Consider the following 23,330-nt stretch of genomic DNA (forward strand, 5'->3'; position numbering starts at 1 on the left):
TACTCCACATCTTTTAGACGTGGTGGCCTTCAAATTGAGCGCTTTCATCCATTTCATCACTACGGTCAGCATTCACATCCTCTGGGTCTTCATCGCTTTCTAATTCCTCATCAGAGAGCTCTAGAGCGATCTCATGATCTTCTTCATCTTCGAGTTCATCCAAATCTTCTAATTCATATTCCATCCCCATAAGTGTCTCTTCAAGTTGATTGATGTTTTCATCATCAAATAAAACTTCAGAGGGAAGTGGATCGTGATGTGTGTCTGTATGATCGGTGAGTTTGTTAAACTCCTTGTATCCTATAGTATCTGATTTGCGTGCCATGATAGTCTCCTTTTTTGGTACGCATAGGAGTTCAGAATTTCTGACTCCTATACGTAATAATATTATCTGTACTTCGGTAATCCTGACGGATCATTCTTTTTCGGAGCATTCTTACTTGATTTGTTTGAATGCTTATTCATTTGTTGCGATTGATTCTTTGTTGAATCAGATGATGGAGAAATTGATTTTTTTGCGTCTTTGTCTACTTTCTGTACCATAAGAAACCTCCATGGTTGGTACATAAATAGATAGCATCTTTCATGCCATGCTTAAGATTAACTTATTTTACTTAGTCATGACTTGCTAATCGGATCGTGTATTGCCCTGATTTATCATTTCTATTCATGATTAATAGATTATGTTTTTGAGCATCTTCCACTAATTCTCTGAAGGATTGATATCCATAAGCTGATTCAGTGAAACCAGGCTTTCTTCTTTTCATTGTAAGCTTTACCATTGAACCCCAGAATTCATCTTCACCACGTTCGTCTGATAAGGCCTCAAGCGTTTCAACGACAAAATCCATGGCCTCTTGTTTCTTAGAAATAGCAACCGTAGGCGATTTTTTTGCCACTGTTTTTTTAGAAGGGTGTTGAGCACGAATAAGATCATCATAGAAAATAAATTCATCACAGTTAGCACTAAGTAAACTTGATGTTGCATCTCTTACTCCAATGCCAATAACATGTTTGTTATTTTCACGAAGTTTAGAAACAAGAGGAGAGAAGTCAGAGTCTCCACTTAAAATAACAAAAGTATCAAGATGTGATTTGGTGTAACAAAGATCAAGAGCATCGACGACCATGCGGATATCAGCAGAGTTTTTGCCCGACTGTCTGACGTGCGGTATTTCAATTAGCTCAAAGGCCGCTTCGTGCATGGATTTTTTATACTCTTTATAGCGATCCCAATCGCAATAAGCTTTTTTTACGACAATGCTACCTTTTAAAAGTAGTCTCTCTAAAATACTTTGAATATCAAAGTGCGGATGTTTTGAATCCTTCACTCCTAAGACAATATTTTCGAAGTCACAGAACAGGGCAATATTTACGGTTTCATTTATTGATGTCATATAGTTTTTTCCTCAGTTAATCCTAGCGCACTGGTATCTTGATTGCATCTTATTTCATTAGGCAATGAAAAGGGAGCGTTTATGAAACGTGTTGATGAGATTATGACTAAAAATCCAGCATACTGCTTACCAGAGATGGGATTAGTAGACGTTGCGGAACTTATGTTACGTTATGACTGTGGCGAAATTCCTGTCGTCTACAGCAGAACAGAGAAAAAAATAATGGGGGTTATTACCGATAGAGATATCTGCGTCCGCGCGGTTGCTCTTGGGCTCAATCCACTTGCTATGAATGTAGAGCAGTGTATGTCATATCCACCAATTGTTGTAAAAACTTTTACAGATTTAAATGACTGCTGTCAGGTAATGGAAGACCATCAGATAAAAAGAGTTCCAGTGGTTGATGAAAATGAAAATTTGTGTGGAATGGTCTCTCTGGCAGATCTTACACGAAATGATGAAATCTCTCTGGCAGCAGAGGTTGTAAAAGAAATTTCACAACCCCGCGCTCATCACGCACCTAACAAGTATCTTGTTTAATGACAGTGACTACTTTTATCCTGTTTAGATTTCGATCTATGTCCTGGAGGATCACTCGCTGGAAAACTTTCCATGCCCTCCTGATCCAATAATTCATCTTCAGTAAAGGCATGATCTTGAGCATTTCTACTTTCTTTAGAAGATTTTCCTTCTACTTTTTGCTCTACAGTGACAAACCAATTTTTGAATTTGTGACCCATGCATTTAATTTCTTCCATAATAGTCATAATTGACCTCCCTCTTTTATCTAATATGCATCATATGTGCCATTGGCCCGAGGATTGCTTTGATACAGATTAAGGAGGCTTGTATGGCCATGGACATAGGTTTGGAAGAAAGTAATGTGGATCATTTCCTCATTTCAACGCGCGAAAACCAATTTATACTCATCTTTATTGATCAAGTAGAAATGATGAAAGAGGCGTTAAGCATATGGGAAGATTAAAATCCGGTAAATGGATTCAAGAAGAAATCATTCCCAATTCTCATAATGGAGAATTTTATCGCGAAGAAGCGAAGTTCAGAGACACCATAGAAGAAGGGGGCATTTATCCTCCTGAAACTGGACGCTATCATTTATATATTTCTCTTGCATGCCCTTGGGCTTGCCGTGCGTATATTATGATGAAGCTTAAAAAACTTGAAAGTGTGATTACAATGTCAATTGTTAGTCCACATCTGCTGGAGAATGGATGGACTTTTAAAGAAGACTTTCCAGGAGTCATTCAGGATTCAGTGTTAAATAAAAAATACCTTTATGAAGTTTATCAGGAGAGTGATCCAAAGTTTTCCGGCAGAGTGACAGTGCCGGTGCTATTCGATAAAAAAACCAAGACCATTGTCAGTAATGAATCCTCTGAAATTATCCGCATGATGAATACATCGTTTAATAAAATCACGGGAGACTCCAACGATTTTTATCCAGAGGCCCTGCGATCTGAAATTGATCAAGTTAATTCTTTTATATATGACAACATTAATAACGGTGTATACAAAACGGGCTTTGCTAAAAACCAGGATGCTTACAATAAAAATTTCAACTCCTTATTTAAGGCATTAGATAAAATTGAAGAAAGATTAGAGGGAAAAGAAACATTAGTGGGAAAGATTCTCACAGAAGCAGATGTGAGACTATATACAACCCTTGTGCGTTTTGATCCCGTCTATTACCTGCATTTCAAATGTAATAATAAAATGATCAGAGAGTATAAAAATCTTTCCCGCTATTTAAGCAATCTTTATTACAATGTGAAGGCCTTTAAAGATACGACAGATTTCGATCACATTAAGGAACATTACTATTTTTCTCATAAACAACTTAATCCCGGTCAGATTGTGCCAAAAGGACCGGAAATTTTAGTTCCGGAAATAAAAATAGAAAAATTAAATGCTGGGCCTGTTAAAAATGTAATACCGCCGCAGGAGTCAGTGTTTGATGAGGTTGGAGTTTCATGATTTATACTGGAACCGCTGCCTGGAGTATTCCAAAGATAGCAGCAGAACATTTTCCGATTGAGGGAAGCCAGCTCGAGCGATATTCACTACGTTTGAATGCGGTGGAGATTAACTCGTCTTTTTATAAAGATCATAAGGCCAAATCTTATAAAAGATGGGCAGACTCAACTCCGGATAATTTTAGATTTAGTGTAAAGTTGCATAAACGATTCACGCACGAGTGCAATTTAGAAATTGAAGAAGTGGACCTGATGGAAAACTTAAAAGACATTTCAGCGCTTGGAGAGAAGTGGGGCGTATTGTTATTGCAGTTTCCAAAAAGTCAGGATTTTGATCTTGATCATATGAAAATATTTTATCGAACGATTCGAAAAGTTTTTAAAGGTCCGGTTGCCCTCGAAGCAAGAAACCTGAGCTGGATGTCAGCAGAGTCCGTCAGTTTAATGAAGCAGTATCATATTTCGAAAGTTATAGCTGACCCTGAACAATGTCCGGGAGAAGTTGAAGGCGAGATTAAGTACTACCGGCTTCATGGCAGCCCGGAAATTTATAAAAGCAATTATGAGGATGATAATTTAAACAATCTTTATGAAGAAATGAATCATGCTACCACTGATGTCTGGTGCATCTTTGACAATACTACTTTTGGTTACGCAACCAATAATGCAGTCACTATAAGAGACATGGGAGGAAACTATGAGCGATATCAGAGAAATCATGACGGCAGATCCGAATATTTGCACACCATTAACTAGTATTGAAAATATTGAAAAGCTAATGGCCGACACAAATTCAAGAGAAATTGTAGTGGTCGATACGATTGAGGAAAAACATGTCGTTGGAATGATCAATAAAAGTGATATCGATGCAATGGCGGAGGCCCGGGAAGTTAAGCATGAAAGCTTAAATGCTGAGCAATGTATGCGACCAATTATCTTTCAAGTTCGTGAGACGACTCCTATTGAGGAATGTGACCGGATTTTAAAAGCGAATAAGATTGATCACCTGGTCATTGTGGATGAAGAAGGGCATTTATGTGGTCTATATAATCCAGCAGGACTACTTCCTATAGAACAATAGATTTCCGCGTGATACAATTTTTTCATGTATCAGTTAAGACCTTACCAACAAGATGCGGTTAATAGCACCATCAAGCATTTTCAAAAAGAAAATTCTCCCGCTGTTATTGTCCTGCCAACAGGGGCAGGGAAAAGTTTAGTTATTGCTGAACTTGCCCGCGTGGCCCGTGGTCGCGTTTTAGTCTTAGCTCACGTTAAAGAACTAGTTGAACAAAACCATGCCAAATATGAAAGCTATGACCTGAAAGCGGGAATCTATTCCGCTGGACTCAATCGCAAAGACAGCGGACAAAAAGTTATCTTCGGAAGTATTCAGTCCGTTGCCAATGCCGATGAAGAATTCTTTCAAGATTTCTCTTTGCTGGTGATAGACGAATGCCATCGTGTTTCGATGGAAGGTGAGACTCAGTACTTTCAAGTTATCAGTAAACTAAGACATGCAAGTCCCAAACTTTGTATCCTGGGACTCACGGCCACTCCTTACCGTCTTGGGCAAGGATGGATTTACCAATACAATGCTCATAAAGAAGATATGAAAACCGATGAAGATCGTTTTTTCAAAAAATGTATTTATGAACTCTCTATCGGCTACATGATTAAGAATAAGTTTCTTACTCCACCGATAAAAATTGATTCACCAGTGGCCTGTTATGATTTCTCAGCACTAGAGCTTCATGGTGCCCGTTATAATCAAAAAGAAATTGAAGGCATACTCAAAGATCAAAAAAGAATCACTCCTTCAATTATCGGCAATATTGTTGAAATGGCACGCGATCGCCAAGGGGTTATGATCTTTACTAGTTCAGTGGCCCATGCCAGAGAAATCCTTGGATTGCTTCCTATGGGCTCGGCGCTCGTTACTGGGGAAACAGATATTGCTGAACGCGACGAGATCATTACTGATTTCAAACTTAAGAAAATAAAATTCCTGGTTAACGTCTCCGTTCTCACGACTGGATTCGATGCTCCTCATGTTGATGTGATTGCTATTTTACGTCCGACTGAATCAGTGAGTTTATATCAACAAATCGTTGGACGTGGATTAAGACTGAGTCCGGGGAAAACAGATTGCCTGGTACTTGATTATACTGGAGTCGGGCATGATATTTTCTCACCTGAAATTGATGAGGATAGGCCTTCTGAGAACTCAGTGATCGTCGATATTGTTTGCCCGCAATGTGGTCACCATAATGATTTCTGGGGAATTGTTGAACATGAAGAAGTGGTTGAGCACTTTGGGAGAAGATGCAAGGGCGCTTTTGAAGATTTGGATACAGGTGAAATAGAAAAATGTGGATACCGATTCAGATTCAAAAGGTGTGATCAGTGTGGTGAAGAAAATGATATTGCTGCTCGTGTATGCAGCAGCTGTCAGCATTTACTGGTTGATAACGATAATAAGTTAAAAGAGGCCATGTCTTTAAAAGACGCCCATATCATGAAACCAGATACAATGATGTTTTCAAAAAGCTACGACAAAAAAGGCAAAGAGAGAGTTGAGGTTAGGTACTATGACTATGATGGCGAGCACTTAAGTGAAATGTTCTATTTAAATTCGCCGGAAGATGCACGCGCTTTTTATTTCAATTTCACTCGCATGCATAACCGCCTGCCGGAACAAAGTCTAAGGATCAACACAGCGGACGATGTTTTAAAAAATCAAAATCATTTCCGCAAACCAATGTATGTAATTGCACGAAAACAAAAGCACTATTGGGAAATTAGGGAAAAGATTTTTTAACCCACTTGACCAGAATCTAAAAATCGTTTATCTTCAAAAAATAACCACGTAACTCGTTACCAAAAAATGGAGGTCAGTATGTTGAATCAAATCATTAGAAGAGGCCTTCAATCAATTGCATTTTAATCATCTCGATTTAAATCATTACATTTAGAAGGCCTTAAGCATTCAGTTTTTTACAAACTAACTTAAGGAGTATTCATGACTAATTCCCAAAAGGAATTTCTCTCTCACTTTGGTTGGAACGACTTTTTTGAAAGTCAGGTTCTAACTATGTCTTCTGAGAACCTTCGTATCGCCCGAGTGGTGAATGAAGAAAAAAATCTTTATCGCGTTCAAGTTGATAAAGAAAAAACGATCTGGGCCAGCGTTGCCGGCAAGATGCAATTTACAGCATCATCCAGAGAGGATTATCCAGCGGTAGGAGACTGGGTTCTGGTGGCAATGCCACCGGGATCAGAACGGGCCGTTGTACATTTACTATTTAAAAGGAAAACTATTCTACAAAGAAAAAAAGTAGGAGAGGTTTCTGAGACGCAAATTCTGGCCGCCAATGTGGATACGATTTTTATCACCACATCGGTGAATATGGATTTGAATTTTGGCAGACTGGAGCGCTATTTGATTTTTGCATGGGAGTCTGGAGCGACACCGGTTATTTTATTAACCAAGACTGATTTGTGTGAAGACATTCAAAGCATCGTTGAATCAGTGAAAGAAAAATTTCCAGGTGTAGCGATTCACACTGTTAGAAGTGATGCTTTCACTGAATCAGATTATTTTGCGGATTATCTAGGCAGTGGAAAAACAGCAGTGCTGGTAGGATCTTCAGGAGTCGGTAAATCGACGATTGGGAACTATCTCATTGGTAATAATGTCATTGCGACTCAAGAAATCCGCGCTGATGATGAGAAGGGAAAACACACGACTACAAGTCGAGCAATGTATGAGAGCTTTTATGGCGGGCATATTATCGACACTCCGGGTATGCGTGAATTGCAATTCTCTGATCACGAGCAGGGATTTGATCATTTATTCGGTGACGTTGAAGAGTTAATCTCTCAATGCCATTTTAATAATTGTAAGCATCAGGAAGAAAAAGACTGTGCGATTCTTGCAGCACTAGAGTCAGGTGTTCTTGATCCTATTCGCTGGAGAAGTTTTAATAAACTTCAAAAAGAAGTAAGGCACGAACAGCGCAAGCAGCATAAATGGATTATGGCCGAGGATCGCAAGGCCTGGAAAAAGAAATCTATGGAGTGCAGACAGAAGTATAAAGGGTGGCAATAGCCGCCCTTCTTTATATATGACCAAACTCGTTATCCATTCTCACAATAGGCATCAGTATTGCTTACTATATAGTGAGGTGTCTGATGAAAAAAATTGTTTTATTGTGCTTTATTATTTTATGTACTGTCTTTTCATGTTCACGCCTTGATTTGGCCGTTAACCTTGCAAATTCATATATCACCAATAAGACGGACGATTTTTTAGATCTCACTAGAGAGCAGTCGAAATGGCTTAAAAAATCTATTGCGAAAGACATTGATAAAGTAAAAAAGACCATTTTTCCCCAATTGGCGACAGAAATGCTTAAGATTTCTCAAACTATCAATAACCAGAGAACATTTGATACAGCGACGGTTTTAAATAGCTACAAACGCCTGGAGAGTTTATTTTATGAGGGTTTAAGAATCTTTGCTCCAACTGCAGTTGGCCTTGCCGATCAACTTGTTCCTGCACAGATAGTTTACTTACAAAAAGAAGCAGATAAAAAATTCACCGAGATGAAAGAAGATCCTTCTAAAAAATCCTATAAAAAAATTAAAAAGCATTTTGATTCATGGGCGGGGGGAATGAATTCTGAACAAAAAAAAGAATTAAAAATATTTGTGGATAAAAATCCACCTCCCATAAATGAATCAGTCTATAGCAGGCAAAATCTTGTCCATGAATTTGTCCGATCATATTCGGATAAAGTGGCCCGTAAAAAATTTGTTGAGAAACTTTTTACAAATTACGATTCAATGCTAGACCCTAATTATAAAAAATTGCTGGCAGAAAAACATAATCGCGTGGCCGCTTTTGTAACGAATATTTTAAACAAAATGCCTGAGGATCAAAGACAGACTTTAGTGGAAACAATTCGAGACCGCGCCAATCAATTACTTAAAATTTCAAAAGGATAATATGAAAAATACTGAACATGAACTTTTTCAACCTTTTCAATTAGGGCCACTGGTTTTAAAAAACCACATTGTCATGGCCCCATTAACCAGAAGCCGGGCCAGCGAGGGAGATGTTCCCACTGAGATGAATGCTGAGTACTATGCTCAAAGAGCATCGGCCGGACTCATTATCAGTGAAGCGACTAACATTTCTCAACAGGGGAAAGGGTATGCCTTTACTCCAGGGATTTATACACAGGAGCAAATTGCAGGATGGAAGCTAGTGACAGATGCAGTCCATAAAAAAGGTGGATTAATTTTTTGTCAGCTATGGCATGTCGGAAGAATTTCACATCCTTCATTACAGCCTAATAATGAATTACCAGTTTCTGCTTCTGCCGTTAAACCAAATCAGCAGGCCTTCACTGAAACGGGAATGCAGGATTGTGTAACACCCAGAGCACTAGAGTTGATAGAGATTCCAGAAATCATCGAGCAGTACATTCATGCTTCAAAGTGTGCCAAAGAAGCAGGTTTTGATGGAGTTGAAATCCATGCGGCCAATGGTTATTTACTTCAGCAGTTTCTTGGAGAAAAAACCAATCTTCGAAATGACAAATACGGCGGCTCAATTGAAAACCGTGTGCGATTAACTGTCGAAGTGACAGAGGCCGTTTGCCAGATTTGGGAATCACATAGAGTAGGGATTCGTTTATCTCCCGTGACTCCGGCCAATGATATGGATGAAGATGATCCAATGGACACTTATCTTTATCTGGCCCAAAAATTAAATCCGCTAAAGCTTGCTTACGTTCACTTCGTTGAAGGGGCCACTGGTGGAGCACGTGATATCAAACCAGGTTTTGATTTTCATAAACTTCATCGTGCCTTCGATGCTGTGTATATGGCCAATAACGGATACAATTTAAAACTTGCTACCGATACGTTAAAACATGGGGACGCTGAACTCATTTGTTTTGGTCGTCCATTTATTTCCAACCCGGATTTAGTCGAAAGATTAAAACGAAAAATTCCGCTAACTCCTCTAGATCCTAAGACTCTTTATACTAGAGGCCCGGAAGGTTATACCGATTATCCAACTGTGACTTAAGCGATTAGTTTCTTTTTTATTTTATAATAGGCGAGGATGCAAAGGATAACACTTTGGACAACCAGAATGCTTCCGCTGTATAAAAATGCTTCACCTATTCCTCTCTGCCAGAATAAGGCCTGTGCTAATCTCACTCCGTGAATTAATGGAAAGAACTCGGCCACAAAACGAACTGGTGTCGCCATTTGTGAAATCGGAAAAAAGATTCCCGATAAAAAATAAAGTGGTGCAATTAAAAACGAGTACACCGTTTGAAATTGGTTCATGTTATTCACCATGGCAGACGAAAGTAATCCCATTGCTCCACAAGGAAGTGCGACTAAGAATCCCACTGAGGCCAGTGCAGGAATAAGCCATGGATTCACCATCAATCCAAAAAGAGCTAAAACAATGGCCACACCAACGGCCATGACGGCACCTTTAAGGCCTACCCAGATTAGCTCTCCCACAACAACTTCTTTCACTCCAATTGGAGTTGTCAGCATTGCTTTATAAACATTCTCAAAAGTCATACGGACATAAAATCCATAGCTACTTTCAAAGAATGAAGTAAAAAGTGCGGTTGCTACAGTTAGACCAGGAGCTAAGAACTGCATGTAAGTCATGCCTTCAACATTGGTAATGAATGAACCAAGGCCAAGTCCTAGTGAGACTAAAACCAGAGCAGGGTCCGCAACAGTCGGTGAAATATTGGCGATTAGATCTTTTTTATAAACGATCCAATTCCTTCTCGTTATATGCATGCAAAGTTTTAATGAATCAAGCATCGATTGCGAGCTCCTTTCCCGTAAGTTTTAAAAAGACGTCTTCAAGGTTTGAAGGTCTGATTTGTAATGGCAGAAGCCCGTGGTCAGAATGGAAGGCCGTAAGATCTGAAAGAGTCTGAGTTCTTAAATACAATCCAGAAGCATCTTCATGGAAAATATAAGAGTCTGAAGTTGAAATAATCTTTTTGATTTTATCCACATCATTTAAATTAAAAATTCCTACATATCCTGGGGCATGATCAAGAATCATTTTTTGAGGTGAACCCTCAGCTGCGACAGTACCCTGATTTAAAATAACCAGGCGGTCACATAAAACTTCTGCTTCATGCATGTAGTGAGTTGTAAGAACAATCGTCGTTCCATTTTGGTGAAGCTCACGAACTTTTCCCCAAAGAAGGTGCCGAACAGCTGGATCAAGACCAGTTGTCGGTTCATCTAAAATTAAAAGTTCTGGTTTCCCAAGCAAAGCGCGTACGAAAACAAGTCTTCTCTTCATACCACCTGAAAGCGTTTGTATAAGAGCGTCTCTTTTATGAGCTAAATTCATATACTCTAATAATTCATCAATGCGCTTAGTGCGTTCACTTTTTGGAACGCCGATAAATGCACAATAAATCTGCATATTTTCTAAAACTGTTAAACTCTCATCTAGAGCGTTATCTTGAGTGACAACACCGAGGCGGCTTTTAATCTCGCGGCTTTGATTGTTAGGATCGAAACCAAAAACAGTCAGCTCTCCGCCTGTTCTTCTAACAGTTCCATAAGTCATATTGATAAATGTCGATTTTCCCGCACCGTTAGGCCCTAAAAGTCCAAAACATTCACCTTTTTTAACTTCCAAATCGATTCCATTGACGGCATGAAAGTCGCCGAAGGATTTTTTTAAGTTTTTTGCAATGATCACATATCGCTCGTGGTTATAAGATTTAACAATGATAAGGGGGATCTTTCAATTTGTCTCGCTTCATCATTACTGTTATATTTTTCTCATGAAAAAAAATGAAACAGCATGTGACAGAAATCAAGGCCCTATATTAGAAGTACTAAAAGAGGTTATTTCTCCGGAAAATAGAAACCTTTTTGAAATTGGATCTGGCACCGGTCAGCACGCCATTTTTATGGCCCCACATTTTCCGGATATTTTCTGGACGACGTCAGATGTTGTGGCCAATGCTAAACTGATTAAAGAAAATCTGGCTGCAGCAAAAATTTCTAATATCAAAGGTCCGTTCCAATTTGAAATTGGAAAAGATGACTTCCCAAGAGTTCCATACGATCTGATTTTCACGGCCAATACATTTCATATTATGTCGTGGAAAAACTGCAAAACTTTAATGAAGGCATTAGGTACACGTTTAAGAGAAGGCTCTCAGGTTATTATCTATGGGCCATTTAATTACAACGGAACTTTCACAAGCGAGAGCAACGCTGCTTTTGATAAAATGTTAAAAGAGAGAAATCCAGAAAGTGGAATCCGCTCTTTTGAAGACGTGAATGCCAACATGTTAAAAAATGGATTCGCTCTTTATAAAGATTACGAAATGCCAGCGAACAACAGAACACTTGTTTATACACGACTAAATTTTATGAAGTAGGTCTATGAGTATCGCAAAATTTTTTAGATTGCCAAAATTTGCGACTGCCCCTTTTTGTCCTTCAGAAGTCCAAGGGGAAATTCATATTCCGAAAGACGCTTCGATGTGGAAAAAGATTTTAATCTTCATCGGCCCTGGGCTTTTAGTTTCTGTTGGATACATGGACCCAGGGAATTGGGCCACAGATATTGAAGCAGGCTCTAAATTTGGATACTCACTATTATCCATCGTTTTATTTTCAAGTCTCGCAGCGATGTTCCTTCAATGTATCACCATGAAAGTGGGGCTCGTCACTAAACGCGACCTGGCCCAACTTTGTAGTGACCGCTTCCCTAAAAAATTAAATGCAACTTTATGGATACTTGCTGAAATCGCCATCATCGCTACCGATGTCGCAGAAGTTTTAGGTGCGGCCCTGGCGTTTAAACTCCTTCTCGGTGTTTCCTTAAAAACCGGAATTCTCTTAACAGCAATGGATACCTTTATTGTTTTAGGACTCAGAGGAAAAGGCTTTAGAAAAGTAGAGGCCGTTATTTTAGGTTTAATCCTGACGATTGGTATTTGTTTTATGGCCGAACTTATTTTTATCAAACCTTACTGGCCTGATGTGGCCATGGGCTACATTCCCCGTGCCGAAGTACTGATGAATCACGACGCCTGGTATTTAGCGATTGGTATTCTAGGGGCGACCGTTATGCCTCATAATTTATTTTTACATTCATCTATTATCCAAACCAGAAAAATAGGCGACAGTGTAGAAGAAAAGAAATCGGCCATCAGGTATAATACTTTTGATACTGTCGGGTCTCTTTCGCTGGCCTTCCTGGTTAATAGCGCCATTTTAATTCTCGCAGGAGCAGCTTTTCATCATCAAGGAAATTTCACCGTTGCCGGAATTGATGAAGCTTATCATTTACTAGATCCTATAGTCGGCGGAACAATTGCAGGTCTTTTATTCGGGATCGCTCTGCTTGCTGCCGGACAAAGTTCAACTTTCACTGGTACAATCTCTGCTCAAATCGTGATGGAAGGTTTCATGAATTGGAAAATTCCTTGTTGGCAAAGACGATTGATTACCAGAGGACTGGCGCTCATTCCTGCTTATATTGGTGTGTCTATGTGGGGAGATAACTCGACTGGAAGACTCTTGGTTTTAAGTCAGGTTATTTTAAGTCTTCAATTACCATTTACTATTTTTCCTCTACTGATGTTTGCAGGAAATAAAGAATTAATGGGTGAGTTTAAATTGAATATTTTTACTCAGTACAGTGCCTGGTTATTGCTTACTGTGATTGTCACCGCCAATGGAATTTTACTCATTAATTTCTTTTAAGGAGCTTAGATGAAAGCAAAAAAAGCAAGTGAAGCATTAAAGCTGGCTCAAATACCCAACGTCGGAAAATCAATCGCACAAGATCTTATAAATATCGGTATTAAAAAACCAGAACAACTCATTGGAAAAGATCCCATCGCTCTTTATCATAAACTAGAGCGCGTGATGGGCGAACGTCACGATCCATGCGTCTGTGACACTCTCATGGCCGCTGTTGAATTTATGGAAGGTGGTAAGGTGAAACCTTGGTGGGATTTCACCGCAAAAAGAAAAAAACTTCTTAAGAACTAGCACTCGAATAAAACTTTAAAGCAAAATTCCAGAATCTATGTGTTCCATAAACTAACATGGGAGCAAGAATCAAAGGCCAAAGCAGATAAGTCAATTCAGGTGGATTTAACAGTGCCCTTGCTGGAATACTGATAATCACTCCAACCGGTAGAGCTGTCAGCACAACCATTTTCATATAAGGGTTGTACATCGAATCCGGTCTCATCCCCAATTTATAAATCTGCCACCACAAAAACTGCAAATTCTCTGAACGGGTAAAGATCACGGCCGTCGCTGAAAACATAAAGCGAATAGAGTAGACCACCATTAAACTGCAAGGAATTAAAATAACCAGCCATAGTAGGCGGTAGTAATTAAAACCTTCCAGGCCATGTAAGGCATAAAAGAGCCACGATAATGCCAGGATAAGATTTCCAAAAATCGCCGTGTTTGCTTTTTGAAGTGTCAGCATAAATTGTGAATCAACGGGTTTTGCCAGAAGAAGATCGAGATCTCCTTTGCGCACTTTCTCCGAAATGTTTTCCAGGTTCTCGTGAATGATAATCATATATATGGCATCAATCACAAATAAGAGACCTAAGAAAACTCGCATCTGATATTTATTCCAGTCACCAATCGTCTGAGTGTGCTGATAAATAACTTCAAAAGTCATGATCTGAGCAATGTACCAAAGAATGTCTGTCATAATTCTGGTAAAGAAATTCGCACGGTATTCAAGATCGGCAATGAAGCTTGCTTTAAACATGGCGATATATAATAGAATATATTTTTTAATTGTTTTAATCATGCGCCCGTTCCTACGTAACTCTCAAGTCCTTTTTTCCACATGTAGGCACCGATCAGATTTAAAACCACTAAACCAATCGTGACAGAGATAAATCCACTGTACATGGTTTGAATGTCCACACGACCGATAATATATCCCACGGGAATAAAGACTCCACTGGCAAATGGAGCTGCAATAAAGATGGCCTTAAACGGCTCAGGTAATAAATCCAGAGGGAAGAGCTCTCCCATCAAAATCCACATTAAAAGATTTTTGGCCGCAGTCATTGAAGAGATTTTTGTAAAATGAAAGGCCAGTGTTGAAATAATAAAACTGATTGAGTGAACCAGGATTAAATAATAAAAACATAAAAGCATCGCCAGTGGCACTCTCGAATAATCCGTTGGAAGTTTAAAGTACCAGGCAGCAATCAGAGGAATGATCAATGACACTAGAGTCGTCACGAGCTTGTATCCCATCAATTGCGACAAGTAGTACTCGTAAAAACTCATTGGTCTTACGATCAAACTATTAATCGTTCCCGAGCTCACTTCTTCAATCATGCGCGATTCATACATCCAGCTAGTGGCAATACGAGCAAAAAACGCAGACCAAAGAGCGTAACTTAAATAGTTATCTTTAGAAAAACCGGCAATCATATCAGTGTGTGCGCCTTTGAAGACGGCAATCCACAACAGAATTTCAATTCCGGTAGTAAGTGTAGGCTGAACTAATGCATCGATAAAATAATTTAGACGGTATTCTAAATTAGTTACGACAGCAAGGTTAGCGAATGCGAGATTCCGTTTCAAGAAAACGGCGAATGACTTCTTCAAAATCGACCTTGTCGTCATGTGCGAGTTCACTGTTAGTATTGTTGGTAAATTCGTCGACAGTTCCCTGATAAACAATGCGCCCCTTAGAAATTAAAAGAAGGCTATCAGCAAGCGTCGCGATGTCGTCCATGTAGTGACTGGTTAAAATCACTGTTGGCCCTTTATCTTTTACGTATGAACTTAAAAAGTTTCTGATATTTTCCTGAGCGACAATATCCAGACCAATAGTCGGTTCATCTAAAAATAAAATACGAGGCTCATGTAAAAGAGCACCGATAATTTCCATTTTCATACGCTCTCCTAAAGAGAGACGTCTCAATTGAGTATTAAGAACGTGTTTACAGTCCAGCATGGTTGCCAGCTCATCGACACGGATTCTGGTTTTCGCTACATCTAGGTCATAGATGCGGGCAAGCAGGGCATAAGAATCAAGCGGAGAGATATCCCACCACAGCTGATTTTTTTGTCCTAAAAGGATACTCATCTGTCTTAGGAAATCATTCTTTCGCTCCCAGGGTTTGTAACCTAAAACGGTTGCAGTCCCGGAGCTGGGAGTGACCAGACCTGAGAGGATCTTTAAGAGTGTGGTTTTCCCGGCACCGTTAGCGCCAACCAGACCGATAATTTTACCTGATTCAATTTTAAGGGTGGTTTTATCAAGGGCGACCTTGGCGTCGTATTTACGCTCCCAAATACCTTTAATTGAGTTCATCAATCCTTCAGGTTTTTGGTAGGTTTTATAGACTCTCGAAAGATCTTCGGTTTCAATTACGTATTTCATAGTTTTAATAGATTATTGGTCTGTTTACCCTCTGTAAAGAGCCTCTCATGAGTAAACTTTACAGAGATCAACCACCAAAAATGTAACCATGGTAAAAGAGGATTTTAACGGAGATAAACAACATGAAAACATTAATCCTTACGGCAATGGCCCTTAGCATTTCATCAACAGTATTTGCTGCTGATTTAAACCAAAATGCACTAGCGACACTTTTAACGACAAAAAACCTTACTGTGTCTGGTGACGTTCATTCAGATGAGTCTTTTAAATCAATCTACGGAAACGCTGTGAAAAATGGCGCTAAGATTGAGAACACTTGTGAAGTGACAAGTGCCAATACTGCAAAATGTATTCTTTGGTTAACATATGACCTGGGTGAAACGGCGCTTTCATACTCGGTATACCTTCCTGGAAACCAACTCGTTTCAACTAGACTTGATGTTTCTAGAGGCGACTAAAAAAAGTCCCGCCAGATAGGGATATAAACCTATCCTGGCGGAACCCTTCAAGGGGGAGAAATTTAGAAAATTAGTTGAGAGTTTTTTTAGAATCCTCAACCTTACCTGAATCGTCTTTGTTAACGTTCAGGAATTTAGACCAAAACTTAGGTTTTTCACCTGTCGACACTGCAATTTTCTTTTTCGCACTTTCTGCTTTTTTACTCTTATTTAATGCTAAATTTAAAACACCATTTTCATAGTGTGCTGAAATACTGTCTTTATCTACATCCTTTGGGATGCTGAAAGCGTACTCATATTTTTTATAGGATGAGTCTCTTTTATTATAAGTGTCTTTTCTTTCGGCAGTAATACGAATGTAGCTGTCTTCGACATCAATATTGATCTCGGAGGCGTTTACGCCTGGGATATCAACAGTCGTGAAGTAAGCGTCATCACTTTCCTGGAAATCTCTCAGGAAGTTTGTGCTTAGATCATCGTCGAAGTTTGGATCAAAAAAGAAAGGGGAATAGTTGGGTTGTAAATAGTTAACTAATGCTTTGTTTCTCATAAATCCTCCTTAGTTAAAGTCGTATTTATATATTAATAAGATGGGAGCAAACGAAGTGTCGTCAAGGGCCTTTTTTTTGAACATTGCTAATTTTTTTGATAGGATTTTAGTATGAAAATCCATATAGCAAAAACACCATCAGATTTAGAAAGTTTTTATCCACTCTTAACTGAGTTAAGAACTCATTTAACGTATGAGAATTTTCTGGATACTTATCATCATGCCCATAAAAATGATCAATATGAATTAGTAGGTTTTTTTGAAGAAGAAACTGTAATCGCTCTTATTGGTTATAGAGTGCTTTATGATTTTGTGAGAGGAAGACACCTGTATATTGATGACTTAATTACTAGTGAAACAGTCAGGTCACAAGGCATTGGTGCAAGGATATTAGAGTTTGCTGAAGAGAGAGCTAAAGAATTAAAATGCACTGGTGGGCTGCGATTATGCGCCGGAATAGAAAACACCGATGGAATTAAATTTTACGAAAAAAATGGATGGAAGGCGAGAGCGCTCGCCTTCGTTAAAAGAATATAGGTCTAGTTATAAACTTTCTCTGCACGTCTTCTTAATTCTTCAGGGTCCACATCTTCAATGTGCGTTCCAAGAGTCCAGATATGACCGAACGGATCTTCAAAAGTCCCGGCACGGTCACCATAGAATTGGTCCCGCACTTCTTTAATAAGCTTCATACCAGCGCCTAATGCTTTTTCAGCAGCAGCATCCACATCCGGAACATAAACCATAAAACTTACTGAACGGTATTCGCCCCTTTGGGGAGTCAAGTGCATTTCAGGACTGTTGCCGGCCATCATGATGATAGAGTCACCAACTTTAAATTCAGCGTGAGCAATTTCACCTGGAGAAATTTCCATTTTATAAATAACTTTTGCTCCTAATGCTTTTTCATAAAACTCCAAAGCTTTCGCCGGTTCATCGACGATGATATAAGGAGTGACTGCATGAAAGCCTTTAGGAATCGCGCGCACTTCTGATGATTGTTCTGTTGTGTTCATTGTTTACCTCTTTGTTATTTTCTCATTTGTATGAGTGACTTTCCAAACTGTATTACTGACATCGTCTGCTACGAGAATTGATCCATCGTTAAGGACAGTGACACCAACCGGGCGTCCGTAAACTTCGCTCTTTTTTAGATTGCTGACGAAACCAACTAAAAAATCTTCCGGTTCACCTGATGGTTTTCCATTTTTAAAAGGGACGAAGACGACCTTATATCCGGATAAAACAGCGCGGTTCCATGAACCATGCTGACCAATAAAAGCACCGTTGTGATATTTAACGGGAAATAAATTTTTGTCATAGAAGGCGAGACCTAGAGAAGCAGTGTGCGCTCCAAGAGAAACATTGGGGATGATGGCATTCTTCGCTTGATCAGCTCCCGCACCTTTAAGACGCGGATCCATGTGGTCTCCCCAATAAGAGTAAGGCCATCCGTAAAATCCATTTTCTTTTACTTCTGTTAAATAATCTGGAACCAGATCGTTTCCTAATTCATCTCGTTCATTGACGGCCGTCCAGAGTTTCCCTCCTGACCATCCCATTCCAACAGGGTTTCTAAGTCCGCTGGCATAGACGCGGAAACCTGATCCATCCGGATTAATTTCTATAATGCGAGCGCGTACTTTTTCTTTTTCAATTCCATCTTCTGCATGATCTGAAGCGGAACCAATCGCCACATAAATTTTTGAGCCATCGGCATTGGCAATAATATTTTTAGTCCAGTGTCTTCCGTCTGCAGGAAGATCCAGGATTTTCTCGCCCTGCCCGGTAATTTTTGTTTCCCCTGTTTTATACGGGTATCTCCAGAGTGAATCAGAGTTGGCGACATAAAAAGAATCTCTTAATAAAAGCATTCCAAAAGGCTGCTTTAAATCTGTGAGAAAGGATTCACGAAGCTCATAAGTGCCATCGCCATTAGCATCTCTAAAAAGTGTGATTCTATTTCCAGCATCGCCTTTGTTTCCAGACTTGGACGCACCTGACACCATCGCACCTACTTTTTTTATAGGGTTTTTTTCTTCAGTTTTGGCCTCCGCAATCAAGACGTCGCCATTGGGAAGAGCATAGATCCAGCGTGGGCTTTGCAGGTTGTTAGCAAACTTAGAAACCTTAAATCCCTGAGGAGCAACGGGCATTTTTCCCGCGGGCCATCCAATAACTTTACTGTAATTTTTTACGGAGCTTTTTTCATCAGGTGCAGGAAGATTTATATCTGCAGCGAAACTTATTGAACTTAGGAATAGAGCGATAGGTAAACAGGTTAACTTCCATTTCATGACGATCTCCTTGATCTTGAGTCGTAGGAAATCTTTCAAGTTTAGTGCCGTTATCTGCAGTCAATGCGCTCATTAAAATAGCCGCCGAAACTTATCCATCGGACATAATAAGAACCAATCCATCCGGTTAAGCTATACTCACTGTAGTTAACTGGCACAATTCTAAGATTCATAAAATTTCCGTTATAGTAACCTTGAATATTTCCCATTGTGACAAACCATGAAACATAGTTGTTATCAACTGTTCCAAGCAGTTCACCATTTCTGGTTGTTCCTTCCAGTCTAAGGCTTACATAACCTTTGATGGGACAATCTCGACTTATTTTTTCCGTAGAAGAAATATGATCGTCTGCATGAGTGAGATTAAAAACATTCAATCCTAAAATTAAAAATAATGTGAGAAGAACTTTTTCCAATGTGCCGTTCATCATAAAGAGTCTCCATGTGAATTATCTATAATAAAATTAAGTTGATCGACTAAATGTAATATAACCGGAACAGCTTCGTCGTTGACGCCGAATTTTTCCTGCAAGTCATGAATCAGTAGAATGCGGCAAACATCTTCTTCATCAAGCATCCGGAGTTCCTGATCAATGGGATTGACCCATTCTTCTTCAATAAAATGCACAATGACAGTAGAGGGGATTCCAGAGATCTCAGAGACTTCATCAAGTGGTCTTCTTAGTGGTAGTTTCATGCTTGGGCCCTCGGATTGTAGGCATACTGATTTTGAAGCTGGCCTATGGCCTCTCTCATATGGGGATCGATATTTTTTGGCATGACAATTTTTAGTGTGACAATCTGATTGCCTCGCGTTTCACCGTGGCCTGCACCTTTGTGTTTAATTCTAAGTTTAGATCCGGTAGAAACACCGGCAGGCACTTTCAGCATGACAGATCCATCAATAGTTGGAACTTCAATTTCAGCACCATTCAGAGCTTCAAAAAAACTAATGGGCACTTCAGTATGAATATCTTTATCAATGCGAGTGAAGCCTTCCATTGGTTTAATATTAATCTGAACATACACATCACCGGCAGGACCTGTACCTACACCAGGTTGACCGAGACCTTTAAATTTTAATTTTTTCCCGCTTTCGATACCTGCTGGAATTTTGATCTGCAGTTTTTTTCCATTGGGAAGAGTGATTACTTTTTCTCCACCTAATGCGGCCTCTGCGAAATCAACTTCCATTTGATACAGTTCATCTTCGCCAGCGAAGTTCATTCCCTGTGAAGAAAAACCACTGCGTCCACCGCGGGCACCACGTCCACCACCAAAGAGGCTTTCAAATAAATCTTCTCCCTCAAATCCTTCACCAAAAGATGAAGAGTAACGGTGGCCGCCGCTGCTCTGTCTGCCTTGGTGAGCTTTTTGGTATTGTTCATACTGCTGTCTTTGTTGATCTTCGGTTTCACCACGGTCAAATTTTCCTTTGGCCTCTGCTGTTCCGATTAAATCAAAAGCGTGAGAGATATCTTTGAATTTTTTTTCAGCTTCTTTGTTTCCGGGATTTAAATCCGGGTGGTATTGTTTGGCGAGTTTGCGATAGGATTTTTTGATCTCATCGAGAGAAGCCGTTTTTTCAACATGCAAAGTTTTGTATGGATCTATCATGTGTTCACCCGTTAGAGTCCGTTAACTTCAATGAGCACTTCATTTTTTCTGAGAAAAGGAATCGTTGAAGGCCCGTCATACTCTGCTGATTGGATTTCACCAATCGGATCATATAAATGATTTTTACTCAGCCATCGCATAAGCTCCGCTGAGTGTTTTTTTATTTTTTCCTGAGTGTTGACTCCCGAGTATCTTAAAACCGCCAGAACTCTGGCCGGCTGATTGTAGAGATGAATGCGTCTGTCTTTGGGAGTCGGTGCCGTTGCCAGATTGTATTCAACCGGCAGAACAAAAGACATCGTCCATCCTAAACCTGTCGGCTCATGTATTACCGGAGAGGTCATTTCGAGAACGTCGCTATTTTCTTCCTGTAAAACAGGAGTGGTCATTTTTAGATTTTTTTTGTCTTTATTTTTTCCGAATATGTAGCTGGATAGGGCTGCGAAGGCCTCTTTTCTTGCCTGATCAAAACTACCATTGATGGTAATAGAGGCCAGCAGAAGCGGTCTATAGCTTCTTATTTCTACTTCTCCATCTGACGTCAAAACATCGTAGGCAGGACCTCCGCTTAATCTAATACCGAAGATTCCTGGAATGCCTTTCAATTTTTCGGAGAAGGGAACGGTGAGGGAAGAATTTTCTGCGGCCATGAAAACCTCCAGTAAATGCCCAGTAGTAAAATTAGCATTTTTGGTGCCAAATTTTAGCGAGCTTTTTCGGGTTATAAAGGTATGGGTGAGGCAAATTAGTCAACTATGTGAGGCAAAAATAATTAACGCAGAAGACTGCTCTTGAAGAAGTCATGGAGAGCGGATATCATGTGACTTCAGAAAATTATTTTGGTGGGAATTATGGCAAGTTTAAAAGATGCATTATTAAAAGTTGGAATTAAGCCTACTGAGGCGCCAAAAAAACAAAACGAACGTGAGAAGATCGCAAAGAAACATGTGACTGAAGCGGTTACTCATCAAGGGCAAAGAAACTTCTGCGAGGCCTGTGATCAGGTACGTCCGGATGTTGAACTTTATAAACACAGAAATCCAACAACGGAAGCTGAGTGGATTTGTGTTCGTTGTGCTGATCAACTTCAGATTTTAGATAAGTTCAGACAGACAGCTCAAAGTGATACATCAATTAAAAAGATGTTCAGAAGAGAGTATGGTGAAACGATTAAAATCGCAGCGAGTAGTACAGCATCAGCTGGTTCAAAACCTCGTGGCGACTTCGACGGAAATCGTTAGGCACTGGTATTATAATTGCACTTTCATGGATTGAGTTAAGTCTCATACCAGGAGAGTGCAATGATCCATTCATACAAAGCAAATCCCGATAAAAGCACTGCTCATTTCAAATTACACAACATTCTTATACCCGATGTGGAAGGCGATTTCGAATGTCTTAGGGGAAAGTTCATTTACGATCCTGAAAACCTCAAATCAAGCGTTATAGAGGCCTATATCGACGTTAAAACCATTTCCACTGGAAAAGAGTCCAGAGACTCGCAATTCAAAGGAGAGGAGTTTTTTAACGCTAAAAAATACCCAACAATAGTTTTTCATTCGTTGAAGTTTGAAATTCAAGATGATTTGTTGAAGGTCTTAGGAAATCTCACAGTAAAACACATCACTAAAGAAGTGGTGTTGAATGTGGAGAGGCCAGACAATATCCATAAAAGGCAAATGAGTCTTGCCGCCTCAACAATTATTAACCGTGATGAATTTGGATTAGCATTAGGAAGAATTCTGGAAGTAGGTGAAGTATTGGTTGGTGACAATATTCAGATCACAATGGACATTCAATTAACCAAAGAATAGTTAAAAGAGTTAGTGCAGGTGTTTTACTTCAATATGAATTTCATTTTTTCTAAAAAATGGAATCGTTAGTGGCCCGTCAAATTGTGCTGTTTGAAAAGCACTCATTGGAATGTACCAAGGTCTCTTCTTTAGCCATTTTTTTAGAATACCTGTGTATTCTTCAACTTTTTCTTCGTTGTTGATTCCGGGATAACTTATACTGGCCACTAGATGTACTGGAAGCTCATGAAGTGTGATCCTCTTATCTGTTGGTGTGGGAGCAGTACTAATCAAATAATTTTGCGGAAGTATAAAAGACATAATCCAGTCTTTCGTAGGTTCTTTACGATGCTCAATTTTTTGTTCCATAAGGACAGGAGTCGTCATCGGTATTTTATCTTTTATTTGATTGTCGCCAAAAATATATCCGGCCAATAAATTAAAGGCCTCTTTTTGAGCTTCTTTGTATTCACCGTGCACTGACACTCTTGCCTGAGTCTGAGGTCTGTAACAACGTATTTCAATACCGCCATCTGATTTTAAGATATCATATGGTGCCTGTTCTTCAAGATGGATTCCAAAGAAACCAGGTAGAGCTTTTACTTTTTCACTTAACGGAATATCGATGTCAGAATTAGAATTATGACTCATAATCCCTCCTATTAAAGAAGGGTATTACAAAATCTGTGCCGAATGAGATTAACATGCTAATACACTGTTAATAAATAGTTCAACATTAAGAACGGTAAATTATC

The 23,330-nt window shown here is 39.4% G+C and carries 33 protein-coding genes; 16 read left to right on the forward strand and 17 right to left on the reverse strand.

All coding sequences use genetic code 11. The annotated features are described in order from the left end of the window. Positions 1–13 precede the first annotated feature (13 nt). From SHI21_RS14280 to SHI21_RS14290, 3 genes are all read right to left on the reverse strand, one after another. Positions 14–325 carry a hypothetical protein gene (locus SHI21_RS14280; RefSeq protein WP_323577384.1) on the reverse strand — a complete coding sequence of 104 codons (312 nt, stop codon included), beginning with the start codon at positions 323–325 and terminating at the stop codon, positions 14–16. Positions 326–387: 62 nt separating this feature from the next. Beyond that, the gene (locus SHI21_RS14285) at positions 388–543 is read right to left on the reverse strand and encodes a hypothetical protein (protein WP_323577385.1); all 156 of its coding nucleotides are present in this window, start codon (positions 541–543) and stop codon (positions 388–390) included. Positions 544–614: 71 nt separating this feature from the next. After that, the gene (locus tag SHI21_RS14290; protein ID WP_323577388.1) at positions 615–1,397 is read right to left on the reverse strand and encodes an NYN domain-containing protein; all 783 of its coding nucleotides are present in this window, start codon (positions 1,395–1,397) and stop codon (positions 615–617) included. Positions 1,398–1,478: 81 nt separating this feature from the next. Here SHI21_RS14290 and SHI21_RS14295 point away from each other — a divergent pair, with 81 nt between their 5' ends. Continuing rightward, on the forward strand, positions 1,479–1,937 hold the full coding sequence (locus SHI21_RS14295; protein ID WP_323577389.1) for a CBS domain-containing protein: 459 nt from the start codon (positions 1,479–1,481) through the stop codon (positions 1,935–1,937). Here the strand turns inward: SHI21_RS14295 and SHI21_RS14300 are convergent. Beyond that, complete coding sequence (locus SHI21_RS14300) at positions 1,934–2,164, reverse strand: hypothetical protein (protein WP_323577391.1); 231 nt, start codon at positions 2,162–2,164, stop codon at positions 1,934–1,936. The two genes, SHI21_RS14295 and SHI21_RS14300, sit on opposite strands and share 4 nt — an antisense overlap. Before the next feature lie 83 nt (positions 2,165–2,247). Here SHI21_RS14300 and SHI21_RS14305 point away from each other — a divergent pair, with 83 nt between their 5' ends. The 8 genes from SHI21_RS14305 (at position 2,248) to SHI21_RS14340 (ending at position 9,491) form a co-directional block, all read left to right on the forward strand. Beyond that, positions 2,248–2,382 carry a hypothetical protein gene (locus SHI21_RS14305; protein WP_323577392.1) on the forward strand — a complete coding sequence of 45 codons (135 nt, stop codon included), beginning with the start codon at positions 2,248–2,250 and terminating at the stop codon, positions 2,380–2,382. Continuing rightward, on the forward strand, positions 2,370–3,392 hold the full coding sequence (locus SHI21_RS14310; RefSeq protein ID WP_323577393.1) for a glutathione S-transferase family protein: 1,023 nt from the start codon (positions 2,370–2,372) through the stop codon (positions 3,390–3,392). Before SHI21_RS14305 ends, SHI21_RS14310 begins: the two co-directional genes overlap by 13 nt. Next, entirely contained in the window at positions 3,389–4,147 is a 759-nt protein-coding gene (locus SHI21_RS14315) for a DUF72 domain-containing protein (RefSeq protein WP_323577394.1), read from the forward strand. Before SHI21_RS14310 ends, SHI21_RS14315 begins: the two co-directional genes overlap by 4 nt. Further along, positions 4,089–4,472 (forward strand): CBS domain-containing protein, encoded by a 384-nt coding sequence (locus tag SHI21_RS14320; protein ID WP_323577395.1) that lies wholly within the window; start codon positions 4,089–4,091, stop codon positions 4,470–4,472. Before SHI21_RS14315 ends, SHI21_RS14320 begins: the two co-directional genes overlap by 59 nt. 24 nt (positions 4,473–4,496) lie before the next feature. Further along, complete coding sequence (locus tag SHI21_RS14325) at positions 4,497–6,212, forward strand: DEAD/DEAH box helicase (protein ID WP_323577396.1); 1,716 nt, start codon at positions 4,497–4,499, stop codon at positions 6,210–6,212. Between the two features lie 201 nt (positions 6,213–6,413). Next, a complete protein-coding gene (gene rsgA / locus SHI21_RS14330) occupies positions 6,414–7,502 on the forward strand; it encodes a ribosome small subunit-dependent GTPase A (protein WP_323577397.1) in 1,089 nt (362 codons plus the stop codon). A gap of 83 nt (positions 7,503–7,585) precedes the next feature. Further along, a complete protein-coding gene (locus tag SHI21_RS14335; protein ID WP_323577398.1) occupies positions 7,586–8,401 on the forward strand; it encodes a DUF6279 family lipoprotein in 816 nt (271 codons plus the stop codon). A gap of 1 nt (position 8,402) precedes the next feature. Further along, positions 8,403–9,491: an alkene reductase gene (locus SHI21_RS14340; RefSeq protein ID WP_323577399.1), complete on the forward strand. Its 1,089-nt coding sequence runs from the start codon at positions 8,403–8,405 to the stop codon at positions 9,489–9,491. Here the strand turns inward: SHI21_RS14340 and SHI21_RS14345 are convergent. Next, positions 9,488–10,258, reverse strand: a complete 771-nt coding sequence (locus SHI21_RS14345) for an ABC transporter permease (RefSeq protein WP_323577400.1) — start codon at positions 10,256–10,258, stop codon at positions 9,488–9,490. The two genes, SHI21_RS14340 and SHI21_RS14345, sit on opposite strands and share 4 nt — an antisense overlap. Further along, positions 10,251–11,162, reverse strand: coding sequence for an ABC transporter ATP-binding protein (locus SHI21_RS14350; protein ID WP_323577401.1), 912 nt, complete (start codon positions 11,160–11,162; stop codon positions 10,251–10,253). Before SHI21_RS14350 ends, SHI21_RS14345 begins: the two co-directional genes overlap by 8 nt. Before the next feature lie 85 nt (positions 11,163–11,247). On the opposite strand from SHI21_RS14350, the gene SHI21_RS14355 reads away from it, so the two are divergent. The 3 genes from SHI21_RS14355 to SHI21_RS14365 are packed head-to-tail and all read left to right on the forward strand — an operon-like array spanning position 11,248 to position 13,477. Further along, the gene (locus SHI21_RS14355) at positions 11,248–11,853 is read left to right on the forward strand and encodes a DUF938 domain-containing protein (RefSeq protein WP_323577403.1); all 606 of its coding nucleotides are present in this window, start codon (positions 11,248–11,250) and stop codon (positions 11,851–11,853) included. Positions 11,854–11,857: 4 nt separating this feature from the next. Then, on the forward strand, positions 11,858–13,186 hold the full coding sequence (locus tag SHI21_RS14360; RefSeq protein ID WP_323577405.1) for an Nramp family divalent metal transporter: 1,329 nt from the start codon (positions 11,858–11,860) through the stop codon (positions 13,184–13,186). Between the two features lie 9 nt (positions 13,187–13,195). Continuing rightward, complete coding sequence (locus SHI21_RS14365; RefSeq protein ID WP_323577406.1) at positions 13,196–13,477, forward strand: helix-hairpin-helix domain-containing protein; 282 nt, start codon at positions 13,196–13,198, stop codon at positions 13,475–13,477. On the opposite strand, the gene SHI21_RS14370 is transcribed toward SHI21_RS14365, so the two are convergent. From SHI21_RS14370 to SHI21_RS14380, 3 genes are read right to left on the reverse strand one after another with little or no spacing between them, the layout of a single operon-like run. Then, positions 13,467–14,264, reverse strand: coding sequence for an ABC transporter permease (locus tag SHI21_RS14370; protein WP_323577408.1), 798 nt, complete (start codon positions 14,262–14,264; stop codon positions 13,467–13,469). The genes SHI21_RS14365 and SHI21_RS14370 overlap by 11 nt on opposite strands. After that, complete coding sequence (locus SHI21_RS14375) at positions 14,261–15,097, reverse strand: ABC transporter permease (RefSeq protein WP_323577411.1); 837 nt, start codon at positions 15,095–15,097, stop codon at positions 14,261–14,263. Before SHI21_RS14375 ends, SHI21_RS14370 begins: the two co-directional genes overlap by 4 nt. Then, on the reverse strand, positions 15,030–15,860 hold the full coding sequence (locus SHI21_RS14380; protein ID WP_323577412.1) for an ATP-binding cassette domain-containing protein: 831 nt from the start codon (positions 15,858–15,860) through the stop codon (positions 15,030–15,032). The genes SHI21_RS14375 and SHI21_RS14380 overlap by 68 nt, the downstream gene beginning before the upstream one ends. Positions 15,861–15,982: 122 nt before the next feature. Between SHI21_RS14380 and SHI21_RS14385 the strand changes: the two genes are divergently transcribed. After that, positions 15,983–16,318 carry a hypothetical protein gene (locus SHI21_RS14385; protein WP_323577413.1) on the forward strand — a complete coding sequence of 112 codons (336 nt, stop codon included), beginning with the start codon at positions 15,983–15,985 and terminating at the stop codon, positions 16,316–16,318. Positions 16,319–16,388: 70 nt separating this feature from the next. Here the strand turns inward: SHI21_RS14385 and SHI21_RS14390 are convergent, their stop codons facing one another. Then, positions 16,389–16,868, reverse strand: coding sequence for an Hsp20/alpha crystallin family protein (locus tag SHI21_RS14390; RefSeq protein WP_323577414.1), 480 nt, complete (start codon positions 16,866–16,868; stop codon positions 16,389–16,391). Between the two features lie 111 nt (positions 16,869–16,979). On the opposite strand from SHI21_RS14390, the gene SHI21_RS14395 reads away from it, so the two are divergent. Beyond that, positions 16,980–17,405 carry a GNAT family N-acetyltransferase gene (locus SHI21_RS14395; RefSeq protein WP_323577415.1) on the forward strand — a complete coding sequence of 142 codons (426 nt, stop codon included), beginning with the start codon at positions 16,980–16,982 and terminating at the stop codon, positions 17,403–17,405. A gap of 2 nt (positions 17,406–17,407) precedes the next feature. On the opposite strand, the gene SHI21_RS14400 is transcribed toward SHI21_RS14395, so the two are convergent. The 6 genes from SHI21_RS14400 to SHI21_RS14425 are packed head-to-tail and all read right to left on the reverse strand — an operon-like array spanning position 17,408 to position 21,432. Further along, complete coding sequence (locus SHI21_RS14400) at positions 17,408–17,884, reverse strand: VOC family protein (protein WP_323577417.1); 477 nt, start codon at positions 17,882–17,884, stop codon at positions 17,408–17,410. Between the two features lie 3 nt (positions 17,885–17,887). Beyond that, positions 17,888–19,165, reverse strand: coding sequence for a PQQ-dependent sugar dehydrogenase (locus SHI21_RS14405; RefSeq protein WP_323577418.1), 1,278 nt, complete (start codon positions 19,163–19,165; stop codon positions 17,888–17,890). Positions 19,166–19,215: 50 nt separating this feature from the next. Then, entirely contained in the window at positions 19,216–19,596 is a 381-nt protein-coding gene (locus SHI21_RS14410; RefSeq protein ID WP_323577420.1) for a hypothetical protein, read from the reverse strand. Continuing rightward, entirely contained in the window at positions 19,593–19,862 is a 270-nt protein-coding gene (locus tag SHI21_RS14415) for a MerR family transcriptional regulator (protein WP_323577421.1), read from the reverse strand. The genes SHI21_RS14410 and SHI21_RS14415 overlap by 4 nt, the downstream gene beginning before the upstream one ends. After that, the gene (locus SHI21_RS14420; RefSeq protein WP_323577422.1) at positions 19,859–20,782 is read right to left on the reverse strand and encodes a J domain-containing protein; all 924 of its coding nucleotides are present in this window, start codon (positions 20,780–20,782) and stop codon (positions 19,859–19,861) included. The genes SHI21_RS14415 and SHI21_RS14420 overlap by 4 nt, the downstream gene beginning before the upstream one ends. An 11-nt stretch (positions 20,783–20,793) precedes the next feature. Further along, on the reverse strand, positions 20,794–21,432 hold the full coding sequence (locus tag SHI21_RS14425) for an SOUL family heme-binding protein (RefSeq protein WP_323577423.1): 639 nt from the start codon (positions 21,430–21,432) through the stop codon (positions 20,794–20,796). A 201-nt stretch (positions 21,433–21,633) separates the two neighbouring features. On the opposite strand from SHI21_RS14425, the gene SHI21_RS14430 reads away from it, so the two are divergent. After that, complete coding sequence (locus tag SHI21_RS14430) at positions 21,634–22,023, forward strand: hypothetical protein (protein WP_323577424.1); 390 nt, start codon at positions 21,634–21,636, stop codon at positions 22,021–22,023. Positions 22,024–22,083: 60 nt separating this feature from the next. Continuing rightward, a complete protein-coding gene (locus tag SHI21_RS14435; protein WP_323577425.1) occupies positions 22,084–22,596 on the forward strand; it encodes a YceI family protein in 513 nt (170 codons plus the stop codon). A gap of 9 nt (positions 22,597–22,605) precedes the next feature. Here SHI21_RS14435 and SHI21_RS14440 read toward each other — a convergent pair whose 3' ends face one another. Next, the gene (locus SHI21_RS14440) at positions 22,606–23,226 is read right to left on the reverse strand and encodes an SOUL family heme-binding protein (RefSeq protein ID WP_323577426.1); all 621 of its coding nucleotides are present in this window, start codon (positions 23,224–23,226) and stop codon (positions 22,606–22,608) included. Positions 23,227–23,330: the final 104 nt, after the last annotated feature.

Origin of the sequence: Bacteriovorax sp. PP10 (assembly GCF_035013165.1) — a bacterium.
Lineage (GTDB): Bacteria > Bdellovibrionota > Bacteriovoracia > Bacteriovoracales > Bacteriovoracaceae > Bacteriovorax > Bacteriovorax antarcticus.